Here is a 14,071-nt window from a genome sequence, read left to right as displayed (position 1 = left end):
GCTGCGGCCTCCGGCCGCGCACGCTGACCCCAGGGGCGCCCGGCGGCGGCGGCCCCACCGGATCCCGACCGCCGCTCAGGGGAGGCCCTGTCATGATGTCCTTCAGCCTTGAGCAGCTGCGCCGCTGCACCATCGCCGTGGACCTCGGGGCGGCCCGCACGCGCGTCTACCTCCGCGACAACGGGCTGATCGTGGACGAGCCGAGCGCCGCCGCGGTCAACACCAGGACCGGCTCGCTGATCGCGGTCGGCTCGATCGCCGAGGGCATGTCGGGCCGCACGCCCCACCACATCACCGTGGTCCGGCCGATCTCCGGCGGCACCGTCGTCGACATCGACATGGCCCAGCGCATGCTCCGTCACCTCGTCAGCGAGAAGGTGCGCCGGGTCTGGCGGCGCAAGCCGATGCTGCGCGCCGCCGTGTGCCTCCCGCACGACGCGGATCCGCTCGCGCGCCGCGCCGCCGTCGAGACCCTGACGGGGCTGGGGACGCGCCGCGTGGAGCTGGTCGACACGCTCATCGCCGCCGCCGTGGGCTGCGGGCTGCCCGTCGAGCTGCCCGAGGGGACGATGATCGTGGTGTGCGGGGCGGCCTCCACCCAGGTGGCCGTGTTGTCGCTGGGCTCGATCGTGGCGGCGGAGAAGGTGCTGGTCGGCGGTGACGCCATGGACTACGCGGTCGTCGAGCACCTGCGCCGCCGCCACGAGCTGATGCTGCCGACGCAGGGGCTGCAGCCGCTGCACCTCGCGCTGAGCGCGGATCCGATGGAGGAGAGCGCGGAGGTGCGCGGCCGGGACGTGGCGACGGGGCTGTCCCGGACGGTCATGGTGAACACCGCCGAGGTGCGCGAGGTCATGCACATGCCCCTGACGGCGGTGCTGGACGCGATCGGCCGGGTGCTGCGCGCCTGCCCGCCCGACCTCGTCGCGGACCTGACCGAGCGGGGCGTGATGCTCGCGGGCGGCAGCGCGGTGCTGCCGGGCCTGGACCGGATGATCGCCGATGCGACGGGGATGACCGTGCGCATCGCCGACCAGCCGGACGTCTGCTCGGTGCTGGGGCTCGGCGCGATGATGGAGGGCAAGGTGCGGCCGCTGCACCTGGATCCGCTCGCGTCGGCGTGACGCCGCACCCTTGCACCGTTCTGTCGCATTAGGACGGTCTGGGAACTTCCGTACCCCTCTCCCCCGTTCTCCCCGTACACCCCCGCTTATGTATGAGGAGAAACGGCAAATGGCGCTCTGGGACCGGCTCAAGGACTCCGCGACGACGATGCAGGGTCAGCTGGTGGCGAAGAAGAACGAGCTGAAGAGCGGCGCGTTCCGTGACGCGAGCATGGCCATGTGTGCTCTGGTGGCGGCCGCCGACGGCTCGATCGACGCCTCGGAGCGGCAGCGCGTCGCCTCGCTGATCGCCACCAACGAGGTGCTGCAGAACTTCCCCGCCGACGACCTGCAGGCCCGCTTCAACGACTACTGCCAGAAGCTCACGGCCGACTTCGACTTCGGCAAGGTCAGCGTGATGCAGACCATCGGCAAGGTGCAGAAGAAGCCGACCGAGGCCCGTGCGGTCATCCAGATCGGCATCGTCATCGGCGGCGCCGACGGCGACTTCGACAAGACCGAGCAGGCCGTCGTCCGCGAGGCGTGCTTCGCGCTGGGCATCAACCCGGCCGAATTCGACCTCTGACGGGCGAGCGGGGCGGGCGGACCGGAGGGGGGCGGCCGGACCGAGCGGACCGACCGGAGGCCGGTTACGCGGGCTGCGGCATCGAGCGGCCCGGCGCCTGCCCCTCCCTCTCGCCGCCGCCCGCCCCGCTGCTCCACGTGCCCAGCGAGATCTCGGCGGTGATGCCGGGGCCGAAGCCGGCGATGATGCCCCGGGCGTCGTGCGCCACGCCGCCGTCGGCCCACAGGCGCTCCAGGGCGTCGAAGATGACGGCGCTGGCGATGTTGCCCCGCTCGGTGAGCGTGGCCCTGCTGTAGCGGAACCACTCGGGCGCGAGGTCGAGGTACTTGCACAGGTCGTCGAGGATCCTCGGCCCGCCCGCGTGGACGATGTAGAAATCGAGCTCGGAGACGTTCCAGTCGTGGGGCTCGGCCATGTCGCGCATGGCGGGGGCGAGCATGGCCATCGTGCCCGGGACCCGCTTGTCGAGCAGGAAGTGGAAGCCGGTGTCGCGGACCGCGTAGGAGATCCAGTCCTCGGTGTCCGGCACCAGGTGGGAGCCGTTGCGCTCCAGGCGCACGCCTTCACCCCCCTCCCCGCGCACCACGGCCGCGGCGAGGGCGTCGCCGAAGAGGCCGTTGGACAGGAGGTTGCCGACACCCAGGTCGGTGGGCTGGTAGAGCAGCGAGCAGAACTCGCAGGCCACGATGAGGGCGTTGGCGCCGGGGTAGGCGGTGCAGAAGTCGTGCGCGCGGTTGATGGCGGCGCCGCCCGCCGCACAGCCGAGCTGGGCGATCGGCAGCTGTCTGGTGGTGACCGGGAAGTCCATGGTGTTGATGAGCCAGGCGGTCATGGACGGCATCATGAAGCCGGTGCACGAGACGTAGACGATCAAGTCGATGTCGCGCGAGGTCAGTTCGGCGTGCTCCAGGGCCTGCCGGACGACTGCGGGGACCCGGGCCTTGGCCTCGGTCTCGTAGAGGTTGTTGCGCCAGGTGAGGCCGGGGTGCTTGAGGGTGTCCTCGATGGGCTGGAGGATGTGCCGGGTCCGGACTCCGGTGTTGCCGATCAGCCGCAGGGCCAGCGGGAGCTGAGGGTGGTCGGCGTGCAGCGTCCGAGCCAGCTGCAGGGTCTCCTCCATGGTGATGACGTGCTCGGGTACGGCGATGGCCGGTCGGCAGAGCGTAGCCATGACTGCCTCCTTACCAGGGACTTACCGGTCCAGGGGACTGACCGGTGGACTTACCGGGCTCCGGTCCGCCGCCCTGCGCGGGCGGTGGGCCGGGCGCCCCGTCGGTGCGCCGCGCCGGCCGCTCTACCAGGCGACGGGCAAGGCGAGGGGGAAGCGCCAGATCGAACCGGTGTTCCACCGCACCTCCTCCGCCGGAACGGCCAGGCGCAGTTCGGGAAAACGGTCGAGCAGCGTGCCGATGGCGACTTGGAGCTCCATGCGCGCCAGCGGGGCTCCGAGGCAGTGGTGCGTGCCATGGCCGAAGGTGAGGTGGGCGGGTGCGTCCTGCCGCTCGAGGTCGAGCTCGTCGGGGCGGTCGTAGACGAGCTCGTCGCGGTTGGCTGCGAGGTACGAGACGTGGACGGTCTCGCCCGCGCGGATGGTGACGCCGTCCAGCTCCACGTCCTCCGTGGCCTGGCGGGGAATGCCCACCCCCTGCCGGTACGGGATGAAGCGCAGGAGCTCCTCGATGGCGGCCGGCAGCAGCTCGGGACGGGCCCGCAGGCGGGCCAGCTGCTCCGGGTGGGTGAGCAGGGTGTAGACGATGTTGCTGATCTGGTGGGCGCTGGTGTTGTGGCCGGTGACGAGCAGGAGCATGCCCATCACCGCGACCTCGCGGGCGTCCAGGAACTCGCCGTCCTCGCGCACCGCGGCCAGGGCGCTGAGCAGGTCGGTGCCGGGGTGACGGCGGCGCGCGGCGGTCAACTCGGCGAAATACGCCCGGAGTCCGGCCTTCCCCTCGGCGGCGGCCGCGCAGTCGGGGGTGCCGGGGGACATCATCGCCGTGGCCCAGCGGCGCAGCGGCGCACGGTCCGGCCCGGGGACGTCGAGCAGCTCGAAGACCGTGTTCAGCGGGAGTGGGGCGGCCAGCCAGTCGGAGACGTCCGCCGGGGAGCCGTGGTCGGCCATGGCGTCGAGCAGGCCCTCCACCGTGCGCCGGGTGCGCGGGCGCAGCTCCTCGACCTGGCGGTCGCCGAAGGCGGTGGCCATGAGGCCGCGCAGGCGGCTGTGGGCCGGGGGGTCCATGAGGTTGATCGACTCGGCGTGGTCGACGAGGTCGGGCGTGACGGGCGGCAGGCCGCGGCCGATCAGGGCGGCACGGCTGAAGCGGCGGTCGGCGGTGACCGCGCGGACGTGGCGGTGGCCCGTCACGAGCCAGGCGGTGGCGGGCGCCGGGCCGCCGGCTCCGGGCGCCGCAGGACCCCCCGGGCCGCCGGCTCCGGGCGCTGCGGAACCCCCCGGCCCGTCCTCCGCGGCATCGCCCGCGCCGTCCCCGCGGGGCATCGGGATGCGGGTGATCGGCGGCTCGCTGCGCAGCCGGGCCAGGAAGGGATCGAACTCCAGCGCCTCATCGTGGCGGAACGGACAGGTCCACACCGACTCGGAGGTGGTCATCGAAGACTCCCATCCCAAGGGCCCCGCCCCAGCGGCGTGCCAGCTTATTTTCAGACCATGCCGCACCAGTCACCCCGCCACACCCCAGCCTTCGCAGTTCACCCGAATGGTGGAAATTTCGGAGAATCACCCGTCGCATCCCCCACTTTTCCCTTCTTTCTCACCACTCTCCCAGGCTTCGCCCCGGCTTCCCTGCGCGCGCCCTCGGCGTCACCCTGGCGCCCTTGATCTCTTCTTGGCGCCCCTCGTTTCTCCTTGGCGCCCCCGATTCCCCCTTGAGTGGCCTTCGCGTCCGCCATGCGCCCCAACGGGCGGCTCGCTGCGGGCCCCGGCGTGTCCCGAGCTGCGGAACCCAAAAGTCGTGCTTAGCCTAATTTTCAGACATCACTGATTAAGTGATGACAATCCCGCCCGCATCTCCTCAAGGAGGCGCACATGCTCGCCCAAGAAACCCTCCGACCCCTTGCGAATCCGGCCGGAACGGCCGCGATCGGCTCCCTGATGGTGGAGCCGGAAGCCGCCGTGAGCGGGGCTCCGCTGCCCGCGCCGGAGGCCGCAGGCTTCCTGCTCGCCCTCCTCCTGCTGTCGCCGAAGGAGCCGAAGGAGCCGAAGGGCAAGTGAGTTCCCGTGCGGCCTACGCCGCGGCGGCCGACGAACTCGCGTCCCGCGTCCTCCATGCCCTGCGGGGCACGGGGGGCGCGGCGCTCGTCGCCCCGCACCTCGACACCGACAGCTCGCCCGACGCACTCGCGGCCCTGGCCGCCGTCCGGGTGATCGGAGCCGACACCTTCACCCCCCACGTCCTGACGGGCGCCCCCTTCCACGCCGCCGACGCGGCCGCCGTCGCCCGCTCCTTCGAGACCTTCCCGGTGCCGGGCAGCGGCCCCTCCGCCCGCCCCGACGAGCGCACGGCCGCCTGGCGCGACTGGGCGACCGCACAACTCCTGGCCCGTACGCGCGGCTACGCCGGCAACCCCGTGGCCACCGTCCCGCCCGAGGCCGGCGACGACCTCACCGACACCACCGACTGGCAGCGCTGGTCCGTCCGCATGGCCCAGCTCGCGCCCCTCGCCACCCCCTGCCTGGACGGGCCCGTACGGGACGCCGCCCGCGGCGCCGCCCTCCCGCTGAGCCGCGGGCTGACCCGGTCCGTGCTGCGCCGCGACTTCCCGACGGCCGTCCGCCTGCTGCGCTGGCTCGCCCTGCTGCGGCACGACGGCATCGCCCTGCCCGTGGAGCCCGAACCCGTCCTCGCCCACGTGCGTCTGCTCGGCGGCGCGAGCCCGCGCACGGCGCTCGACCTGGCGGTCGCCGCGCACCTGCTGGGCGACGACCCCCGCACCGGGAGCCGCGCCGGCTCCGGCACCGCCCCCCAACCGCCCACGGAGGCGCCGGCATGACGATTTCCGCCCCCGTGGCGACGGCCGCCCGCGCCCTGGCCGACCGCGCGCTGTCCTGGCTGCACGCCCACCGCGCGCTCGGCGCCCTGCCGCCCGGCACCACCGAGGAGCTCACCGACCCCGACGGCGTCTACAAACCCCTGGGCGAGAGCACGCTCGCCGCCTCCATCATCCTGCGCGACGGCATGGCCGGGCCGGGCCAACTGGCCGCCGCACAGAGCCTGATGGACTTCACCTGGCTGCAGCTGCGCAAGGGCGACATGCTCTACGAACGCCAGCTGCGCCACACCCTGATGACCGACCCGCTGGAGATGTACGCCCACTTCGTGCGCTGCGGCTACCGGCACGCGGAGCTGGACCGGCTCCTGGCCCACCGCGCCCGGCTGCGCTCGGTGCACAGCGTCGAGCTGCTGCCCAACCGCCGCCTGGCCGTGGCCAACGCCGCCCGCATCGCCGGCCTCGACCACGGCGAGGACTTCGCCGCACTCGCCCGCACCACCTGGCTGGGCGCCACCCCCGAACCCTGGGCGATCAACTGGATCACCGCCTACGCGATGACCCACACGGTCTTCCACCTCACCGACTGGGGCGGCCGGCCCGAGGGGCTGCCGGCCCCCCTCACCTCGTACGTCCGCACCTGGCTGCCGGTGTGGATCGACATCTGGCGCGAGGTCCGCCAGTGGGACCTCGTGGCGGAACTCCTCATCGTGGGCGCCTCCTTGCCCGAGCCCTACTGCAGCCCGGACGACTGGGAGACGATGGCCGCCCTGCAGCACGAGGACGGCCTGGTGCCCTGCGACGGCGACCCCGTCGCCGAGGACCCCGCCCGCAGGTTCAAGGAACACCAGCACACCACCGTCGTGGCCGCCGTGGCGGGCTCCATCGCCCTCGCCAGGGCGGCGCGAGAGCAGTGACGGGGCCCCGGCAGCCGCCCCCGGCCGCGCTCCCGCTGAACGCCCTGCTCCTGCCCCTGGCCGACGCGGCCCGGGGCGCGAGCGCCGTCGCCGTCGCCGCCGTGCGCGGCGACGAGCGCATCGTGGTGTGCCGCGGGCCGGCCGGGGAGGACACCCGCTTCGAGACCGGCTCGCTCACCAAGACGTTCACCGCGCTGCTGCTCGCCGAGCTCGCCGCCCGCGGCGAGGTCCGCTACGACGACCCCCTCGACCGCTATCTGCCGGCCGGCGCCCGGCGCATCCCGGGCCCGGCCGTCACGCTCCTCCACCTCGCCACGCACACCGCGGGCCTGCCGCGCCTGCCGCCCGGGCTGCTCGCCCGCTCGGTGCGCACGGGCTGGTTCCGCAACCCGTACGCCGCCTTCACCACGGACGACCTGCTGGCCGCGCTCCCCCGCACCCGGCTGCACCACCGCCCCGGCACCCGCGTGCGCTACTCCAACTACGGCGTGGGCCTGCTCGGGCTCGCCCTCGCGCGCGCAGCCGGCGGCGCGCCCGGGGACTATCCGGCGCTGCTCGGCGAGCGCGTCCTGGAACCGCTGGCCCTGGCCGACACCGACTGCGACCCCACCCGCCCCCAGGTCCTCGGGCACTGGCACGGCAGGCCGCGCCCGCCCTGGCTCGTCCCCGGCCTGCCCGCCGCGGGCGCCCTGCGCTCCAGCGCGCGCGACCTGCTGCGCTGCATGACGGCGCTGCTCGCGCCGGAGGCCGCCGCCCCGCCGAGCCTGCGGGTGGCGCTCACGGAAGTGCAGCGGCCCCGGCTGGCGCTGCCGCGCACGGGCCGCCGCATCTGCCTCGTGTGGAACCTGCGGGTGCGGCCCGGAGGCCCGCTCCTGCACCACTGCGGGGGCACGCGCGGCTGCACCGCCTTCGCCGGCTTCCTGCCCGGCCCGGGCGCCGCCCTGGTGGCCCTGGCCGATGCCGCACCGACCCCGGCCGCGCCCTTCGTCCAGGCGTCGTACGAGGCGCTGTGCGGCCTGGACCGCACGGACCGGCGGTCAGCCGCCCGCGACGTGCCGGGTGACGGTGGCCGCGAACTCCTGGGCGGCGGGCGCGAGGGCCGACCACTGCCGGGCGGCCCAGCCCACATCGAGTGACGGGATGCCCGTGACGGGTATCAGCCGGGCCGCGCCGGACGGGCTGACCAGCCCCGGCATGGCCGGTATCAGGGCGTGCCCCAGGCCCAGCTCGGCCAGCAGCAGTGCGGTGTCCCAGTCCGTGGCGCGGGTGGTGGAGCGCGGGGAGAGGCCGCCGGGGCCGAGCACGTCCTCCACCCGCCGGCCGGAGCTCGTACCGGCGGGCGGCCTGATGAGACGCGTACGAGCGAGGTCCGCCGCGCCGAGCGCGCTCTCGGCCGCGAGGGGGTCGTCGGGGTGGACGGCCAGCACCCACTCCAGGCTGATCACCGGCCGCAGTTCGACGCCTTGGGCGTCCTCGGAGACCGTCACCCAGGCCAGGTCCACCGCTCCCGACCGCAGGGCGTCGATGCAGCGGTGGCTGGAGCGCTCGGTGTGGAACTCCAGCCCAACGTCCGGATACCGCCTGCTGTACTCCTCGATGGCCGCGCCCATGAGGTGGCGGATGGTGGTGGCGCCGGTGGCGATGACGACGCCGCCGCCGTGGCCGGTGCGCAGCTCCTCCAGCGTCCGCAGGCCCTCGCCGAGGGCGGTGAGCCCGTCCGAGGCGGCCCGCTGGAGGATCCGGCCGGCCGCCGTGGGCACCACCCCGCGCGGCTGACGCTCCATCAGCGTCAGCCCGACCTCCTTCTCCAGGCGCCGCACGTGCTGGCTGACGGCCGACTGACTGCAGTTCATCTCGCGGGCCACGGCACTGAGGTTGCGGGCCTCGCACACCATGACGAACACCTTCAGGTCATCTAGCGTCACGCCGCCACGATACAAGCTCAGGCTTGGGTGGATCGAGTCAACTCATAGGATTGACTTGGCCTGTGGGCGACCGTCATGATCTACCTGAAAAACGGCGGCAACCTGTCCGCGGCTTCACACAGCAGCACACAGTGCTCCGTTGCTGCGCATGCACGGCAACGGGCCGAGGCGTCGCTGCGGACAGGTGTCGACCAGATCCGCCTACGCCGGACCGCGCCCTGCGTGCCTCGCGCCTCGTCAGTGCAGCACCGGTACGGCCTCCAGCAGCTGCCGCGTGTACGGGTGTTCCGGCGCCTCCCACACGCGCTCGACCGGCCCCCTCTCCACGACGCGCCCTTCCTTCATCACCACCACCTCGTCGCACAAATAACGCACCACGCCGAGGTCGTGGGTCACGATGCACAGGGCCATGTCCCGCTCGGCGGTGACCTTGCTCAGGACGTCCAGGACCTGCGCCCGGACGGAGACGTCCAGAGCGCTGACCGGCTCGTCGGCGAGGAGGACGGAAGGGCGGGGCGCCAGGGCCCGGGCGATGGCGATGCGCTGCCGCTGCCCGCCCGAGAACTGGTGCGGATAGCGGGAGGCGGCCTCCGCGGGCAGGCCCACGTCGGCGAGGAGCTCGGCCACGCGCGCCGTGGCCGCGGGCGAGCGCCGGTCCGGGAGCGGCTCGGCGATGATGTCCCGGACGCGCATACGGGGGTCGAGCGAGCCCATGGGGTCCTGGAAGACCACTTGGAGGCCATGGCTACGGCCGTGGGTGTGATCCTCGCTCCGGCCCGCCACATCTCGGCCCGCCACGTCCCGGCCCGCCACGTCGTCGACCGTCCCCGACGTCGGGCGGTCCAGGCCCGACAGCAGCCGCAGCAGCGTGGTCTTCCCCGATCCGGACTCACCCACCACCCCGGTCCGCCCGCCCGCACGGAGGTCCAGGTCCAGGCCCTCCAGCGCCGTGAAGTACGTACGCGGCGCGAAGAGGCCACGGCGGGGGCGGGCGTAGCGCCGGGTCAGGCCACGCGCCTTGAGCAGCGTCCGCGGCTCGGCGGGGGCCGGGGGGCGCGGGGCCGGGACGGTCAGGTCGGAGGCCTTCAGCAGGGCCCGGGTGTACGGGTGCTGCGGGCGGCGCAGCACCTGCTCCACGGGCCCGCTCTCGACGATCTCCCCGTCGTACATCACCAGCACGCGGTGGCACACGGAGGCGACGAGCGCGAGGTCGTGGCTGATGTAGAGCACCGCCGTGCCGCGCTCGTCGGACACGCCCGTGACGAGGTCGACGATCTCCTTCTGGACCGTGACGTCCAGGGCGGTCGTCGGCTCGTCGCAGATCAGCAGGGCGGGGTCGGTCGCGAGGGCCCCGCCGAGGACGGCGCGCTGGCGCTGGCCGCCGGAGAGCTGGTGGGGGTAGGAGCGGGCGGCCCGGGCGGGGTCGGGCAGGCGCAGCCGGTCCAGGAGCCCGACGGCGGCGGCGCGGGCTTCCGCGCGGCCGGGGCGTTCGCTCCGGGGGCCGTGCAGCCGCAGCGCCTCGGCGACCTGGGGGCCCACCTTCATCACGGGGTTGAGGGCCGTCATCGGCTCCTGGAACACCATGCCGGCGAGCCGCCCGCGCACGGTCGACAGCTCGCGGTCCGTGGCGCCCAGCAGGTCGAACGGGACGCCGTCCAGGCGCGCGCTTCCCTCGGCCCGCAGCCCCTCGCCCAGGAGTCCCAGCAGGGCCAGGGCCGTGAGGGTCTTGCCGGAGCCGGACTCGCCGATGATGCCGACGCGCTCGCCCCGGTCCACGGTGAAGCCGACGCCCCGCACGAGCGGCCGGTCGCCTGCGCCGACGGTGAGGCCGTCGACCTCCAGCAGCCTGCTCCTGCTCACCGGACACCTTCCAGCGTGGGGTCGAAGCGGTCCCGCAGGCCGTCGCCGAGGAGGTTCAGGCCGAGGACGGCGGCCGCGACGGCGAGGCCGGGCCACAGGCACAGCTCGGGCTTGTCGAAGAGGAGCTCCTGCGAGTCGAGCAGCATGCGGCCCCAGGACGGGGTGGGCGGCGGGGTGCCGAGCCCGAGGTAGGACAGCGCGGCCTCGGCCAGCACGGCGGTCGCGAAGGCCACCGACGCCTGCACGATGACGACGTCCCGGATGTTCGGCAGGACGTGCCGCACGGCGATGGCGGCGCGCGTGCGCCGGGCGAGCCGGGCGGCGTCGACGTACTCCGCGGCCATGACGCGCAGCGTGGCGGCGCGGGCCACGCGCGCGAAGCCGGGTGCCGAGGCGATGCCGATGGCCACCATGGCGGTCAGCGTGCTCGTGCCGTAGACCGCCGCCAGCATGATGGCGAGCAGCAGCGCGGGGAAGGCCAGCAGGAAATCGCTCACTCTCATCAGCAGCGCACTGAGCGGGCCGCCCGACATGCCTGCGGCGACCCCCATCGGCACACCGATGACGACGGCGAAGCCGACGGCCACGACCCCGACGAAGACGGTGGTGCGGGCGCCGGTCATCAGCCGGGCGGCGACGTCGCGCCCGAACTGGTCGGTGCCCAGGAGGTGCTCGCCGCCGGGCGGCAGCAGCCTGCGGGCGGCGTCCACGTGCGTCGGGTCGTAGGGCGCCCAGACCAGGGACAGCAGGGCCAGGGCGAGGACGAAGGCGACGAGGACGCCTCCGGCGGTGAGGGCAGGCCGGCGGGCGAGCCGACCGAGGAGGCTCCTGGGCCGCCGCACCGGCGGAGTCGCCGGCGCGACCGGCTCCGGCCTTTCAGGCCTGTTCCCGGCCGGGTTCTCGGGCAGTTCCATCGGCGGCTGCATCAGCGGCTCCGCAGGCGCGGGTCGAGCAGGTGGTAGAGCAGGTCGGTGACGACGTTGACCACGAGCACCGCCACGACCAGGACGATCACCACGCCCTGGACGACCAGCAGATCGCGGTCGGCGACGGACTGCAGCAGCAGATCGCCCAGCCCCGGGATGACGAAGACCCGCTCGACCACGACGGCTCCGACGAGGACGGTGGACAGCTGCAGCCCGAGGACGGTCAGGACGGGCACCGCCGCATTGGGCAACCCGTGCCGCCACAGCGCGGCGCGGCGCCGGCGTCCCTTGGCCCGCGCCGTGCGCAGGAAGTCCTGGTGCAGGACGGTGAGGACGGCGGAGCGTACGTAGCGGGTGAGCACCGCGCCCTGGACGAGCCCGAGGGACAGGCACGGCAGGACGAGCTGCCGCGCCCAGGCCGCGGGGTCCTCGGCGAGCGGGGTGTACCCACCGGCGGGCAGCGCCCCGGCCCGGACCGCGAAGACGTAGACGAGCAGGATGCCCGCGAGGAAGGCGGGGACCGCGATCCCCGCCTGGCTGAGCGCGGACAGCAGCGCACCGGCCGGCCTGCGGTGCCAGGCGGCGGCCAGCACGCCCGCGGGCAGCGCGAAGAGGACCGCCACGAGCATGCCGCCGAGCGCCAGCCAGCAGGTGACGCCGAAGCGGTCGGCGATCCGGGGGCCGATGGGGTCGTGGCTGATGTACGAGGTGCCGAAGTCGCCGTGCAGCAGGCCCTGCGCCCAGTCGGCGTACTGGACGACGAGCGGCCGGTCGGTGCCGAAGGCGTGGCGCAGTGCGGCCAGCTCCGCCTCGCCGGCGTTCGTCCCGAGGACGACCTCGGCCGGGTCGCCGGGCAGGACGGAGAGGAACGCGAAGACGACAAAACTGGCGATCACGGCGCTGACCAGCAGCGACGCCGCTTTACGCAGGTACACCCGCATGCCGGGGCCGCTTCCTGTTCCGATTCCTGTTCCTACTTCTTCTTCGCCCAGCGGACGTTCGCGAGGTCGAGGCCCTCGCCGACCTGGTTGACCGGCAGGCCGGTGACGTCCTTGTCGGCCACCATCAGGTTGGGCATCAGGTAGAGCCAGTCGGCCGCGGCGTCGTCGGAGAGCAGGCGCGCGGCCTCGCGGTAGCGGGCGGCCTCGTCCTCGGGCCGGCCGGAGTCGGCGTCCTTGAGGAGCTTGGCATAGGCCGGGTTGCCGTAGCGGAAGTAGTAGCCGGGGTCGGCGAACGTCCACAGGTCGCGCGGCTCGGCGTGGGCGATGACGGAGAGGTCGTAGTCGGCCTTGTTGTAGACCTCGGACAGCCAGCGCGCGGGGAATTCGAGGGGCTCGATCTCCGCCTTGAGCCCGACCTGGTCGAGCTGGGACTTCACGACCTGCGCGGCGGACATCGCGTACGGCATGTTGGGCACCCGGAACTTCACGGTCCGGCCCTCGGCGCCGGCGTCCTTCAGCAGCTGCTTCGCCTTGGCCGGGTCGTACGGATAGCTGCCGGTCAGGTCCTCGTACCAGGGGTCGGTGGGGACGGCCATGGTGCCGATGAGCTTGCCGTGGCCGGCGCGGGAGGTCTCCACGAGCGCCTTGTGGTCGATGGCATGGCGCACGGCCTGCCGTACGCGCTTGTCCTTGAAGGGCTCGCGAGAGTTGTTCATCGACAGGACGACCTCGCCGGTGGAGGAGCCCTCGATGACCTGGAACCGGTTCTTGTCGGAGAAGCGGGAGAGCGACTCGGGGGCCTGGACCGTGCCGACGACGTCGATGCCCTTGGTGAGCAGGGCGTTGTTCATGGCCCCGGCGTCCTTGAAGTACTTCAGCGTGACCTTGCCGAGCTCCGGCTTGCCGCCCCAGTAGGAGCCGTTGCGGTCGAGGACGATGCGGTCGCCCCGGCGGCGCTCGCCCAGCTTGAAGGGCCCGGTGCCGACGGGGTGATTGGCGAGGTCGGCGACGCCGGTGCGGCTGAACATGGCGCCGATGCGCGTGGTCATGGCGTAGAGCCAGCCGTTGCTCGCGTGGTTCAGCGTGACCTTGACCGTGTGGTCGTCGGTCTTCTCCGCCTTGTCGACGACGTCCATCTGGCGGGCCGTCTTCAGCTTCCAGTCCTTCTTCACCCGCTCGATGGAGAACACCGCGTCGTCGGCGGTGAACTCGGCGCCGCTGGTGAACTTCACGCCCTTGCGGAGATGGAAGGTGTACGTGCGGCCGTCGCCGGAGCGCTCGTAGCGCTCGGCTAGCAGGGGCTGGACCTTCCCCTGCTGGTCCACCCGGACCAGGCCCTCGTAGATGCTGCCCAGGGTGGCCTGCGGAACGGCGGCGCCGTCGGTGGTGGTGAAGTCGAGGCTGGCGGGCTCGGCGATGAGGCCGATGGCGAGCGCGTCGGACGGGCCGGAACCGGAGCTGCCGCCCCCGGAGCCGCACGCGGCCGCCAGGGTGCCGGCCAGCAGGGCGCAGCCGGTCGCGCGAGCGGTACGCCGCAGCGCCGCCCCGGAGGCCGGCCCGGACGCCACCCTGGGCGATGTCCCGGGCGATGCCCCGGAGGAGTCCCCTGACGCCGACCCTGACCTGGCGGTTGACTTGGCCACTGTGTCTCCGTGTCTGTGCGTCCCGCTGCCGTCTTTTCTTTCTGTGTCGCCGTGCCTTCCCGGAAACTAACCACCGGCGCACTCCCCGCACCACGGAAGGGCGCGAAGGTGATCGAGTTCACGCGCAATCGCGACACTCCGCCCCCGCCGCCGCGCCGCCAACTCCAT

13 protein-coding genes are annotated in these 14,071 nt (G+C 73.3%); 6 read left to right on the top strand and 7 right to left on the bottom strand.

All coding sequences use genetic code 11. The features are described from left to right. Nucleotides 1–95 precede the first annotated feature (95 nt). Together FGW37_RS17950 and FGW37_RS17945 are read left to right on the top strand one after the other, a co-directional pair. On the top strand, nt 96–1,124 hold the full coding sequence (locus tag FGW37_RS17950) for a rod shape-determining protein (protein WP_179084762.1): 1,029 nt from the start codon (nt 96–98) through the stop codon (nt 1,122–1,124). 109 nt (nt 1,125–1,233) lie between these two features. Beyond that, nucleotides 1,234–1,689, top strand: a complete 456-nt coding sequence (locus FGW37_RS17945) for a tellurite resistance TerB family protein (protein WP_179081969.1) — start codon at nt 1,234–1,236, stop codon at nt 1,687–1,689. A 64-nt stretch (nt 1,690–1,753) separates the two neighbouring features. Here FGW37_RS17945 and FGW37_RS17940 read toward each other — a convergent pair whose 3' ends face one another. Beyond that, nucleotides 1,754–2,860: a type III polyketide synthase gene (locus FGW37_RS17940; protein WP_179081968.1), complete on the bottom strand. Its 1,107-nt coding sequence runs from the start codon at nt 2,858–2,860 to the stop codon at nt 1,754–1,756. A 123-nt stretch (nt 2,861–2,983) separates the two neighbouring features. Then, nucleotides 2,984–4,294 carry a cytochrome P450 gene (locus tag FGW37_RS17935; protein WP_246430431.1) on the bottom strand — a complete coding sequence of 437 codons (1,311 nt, stop codon included), beginning with the start codon at nt 4,292–4,294 and terminating at the stop codon, nt 2,984–2,986. Between the two features lie 435 nt (nt 4,295–4,729). On the opposite strand from FGW37_RS17935, the gene FGW37_RS17930 reads away from it, so the two are divergent. The 4 genes from FGW37_RS17930 to FGW37_RS17915 are packed head-to-tail and all read left to right on the top strand — an operon-like array spanning nt 4,730 to nt 7,744. After that, complete coding sequence (locus tag FGW37_RS17930) at nt 4,730–4,915, top strand: hypothetical protein (RefSeq protein ID WP_058045576.1); 186 nt, start codon at nt 4,730–4,732, stop codon at nt 4,913–4,915. After that, nucleotides 4,912–5,694 (top strand): hypothetical protein, encoded by a 783-nt coding sequence (locus FGW37_RS17925; protein WP_179081967.1) that lies wholly within the window; start codon nt 4,912–4,914, stop codon nt 5,692–5,694. Before FGW37_RS17930 ends, FGW37_RS17925 begins: the two co-directional genes overlap by 4 nt. Then, the gene (locus FGW37_RS17920; RefSeq protein ID WP_179081966.1) at nt 5,691–6,608 is read left to right on the top strand and encodes a DUF6895 family protein; all 918 of its coding nucleotides are present in this window, start codon (nt 5,691–5,693) and stop codon (nt 6,606–6,608) included. The genes FGW37_RS17925 and FGW37_RS17920 overlap by 4 nt, the downstream gene beginning before the upstream one ends. Continuing rightward, the gene (locus FGW37_RS17915) at nt 6,605–7,744 is read left to right on the top strand and encodes a serine hydrolase domain-containing protein (protein ID WP_246430430.1); all 1,140 of its coding nucleotides are present in this window, start codon (nt 6,605–6,607) and stop codon (nt 7,742–7,744) included. The genes FGW37_RS17920 and FGW37_RS17915 overlap by 4 nt, the downstream gene beginning before the upstream one ends. Here the strand turns inward: FGW37_RS17915 and FGW37_RS17910 are convergent. From FGW37_RS17910 to FGW37_RS17890, 5 genes are all read right to left on the bottom strand, one after another. After that, a complete protein-coding gene (locus tag FGW37_RS17910) occupies nt 7,646–8,533 on the bottom strand; it encodes a LysR family transcriptional regulator (RefSeq protein ID WP_179081965.1) in 888 nt (295 codons plus the stop codon). The genes FGW37_RS17915 and FGW37_RS17910 overlap by 99 nt on opposite strands. 237 nt (nt 8,534–8,770) lie before the next feature. Next, entirely contained in the window at nt 8,771–10,393 is a 1,623-nt protein-coding gene (locus tag FGW37_RS17905) for a dipeptide ABC transporter ATP-binding protein (protein ID WP_179081964.1), read from the bottom strand. Further along, on the bottom strand, nt 10,390–11,319 hold the full coding sequence (locus tag FGW37_RS17900; RefSeq protein ID WP_246430429.1) for an ABC transporter permease: 930 nt from the start codon (nt 11,317–11,319) through the stop codon (nt 10,390–10,392). Before FGW37_RS17900 ends, FGW37_RS17905 begins: the two co-directional genes overlap by 4 nt. After that, nucleotides 11,319–12,260 (bottom strand): ABC transporter permease, encoded by a 942-nt coding sequence (locus FGW37_RS17895; protein WP_179081963.1) that lies wholly within the window; start codon nt 12,258–12,260, stop codon nt 11,319–11,321. The genes FGW37_RS17900 and FGW37_RS17895 overlap by 1 nt, the downstream gene beginning before the upstream one ends. A gap of 32 nt (nt 12,261–12,292) precedes the next feature. Continuing rightward, nucleotides 12,293–13,828 carry an ABC transporter substrate-binding protein gene (locus tag FGW37_RS17890; RefSeq protein WP_246430428.1) on the bottom strand — a complete coding sequence of 512 codons (1,536 nt, stop codon included), beginning with the start codon at nt 13,826–13,828 and terminating at the stop codon, nt 12,293–12,295. Nucleotides 13,829–14,071 lie beyond the last annotated feature (243 nt).

Origin of the sequence: Streptomyces rectiverticillatus, from assembly GCF_013394065.1 — a bacterium.
Taxonomy (GTDB): Bacteria; Actinomycetota; Actinomycetes; order Streptomycetales; family Streptomycetaceae; genus Streptomyces; species Streptomyces rectiverticillatus.
The sequence above is the reverse complement of the archived record's forward strand: the minus strand, read 5'-3'. Positions and strand labels throughout refer to the sequence as shown.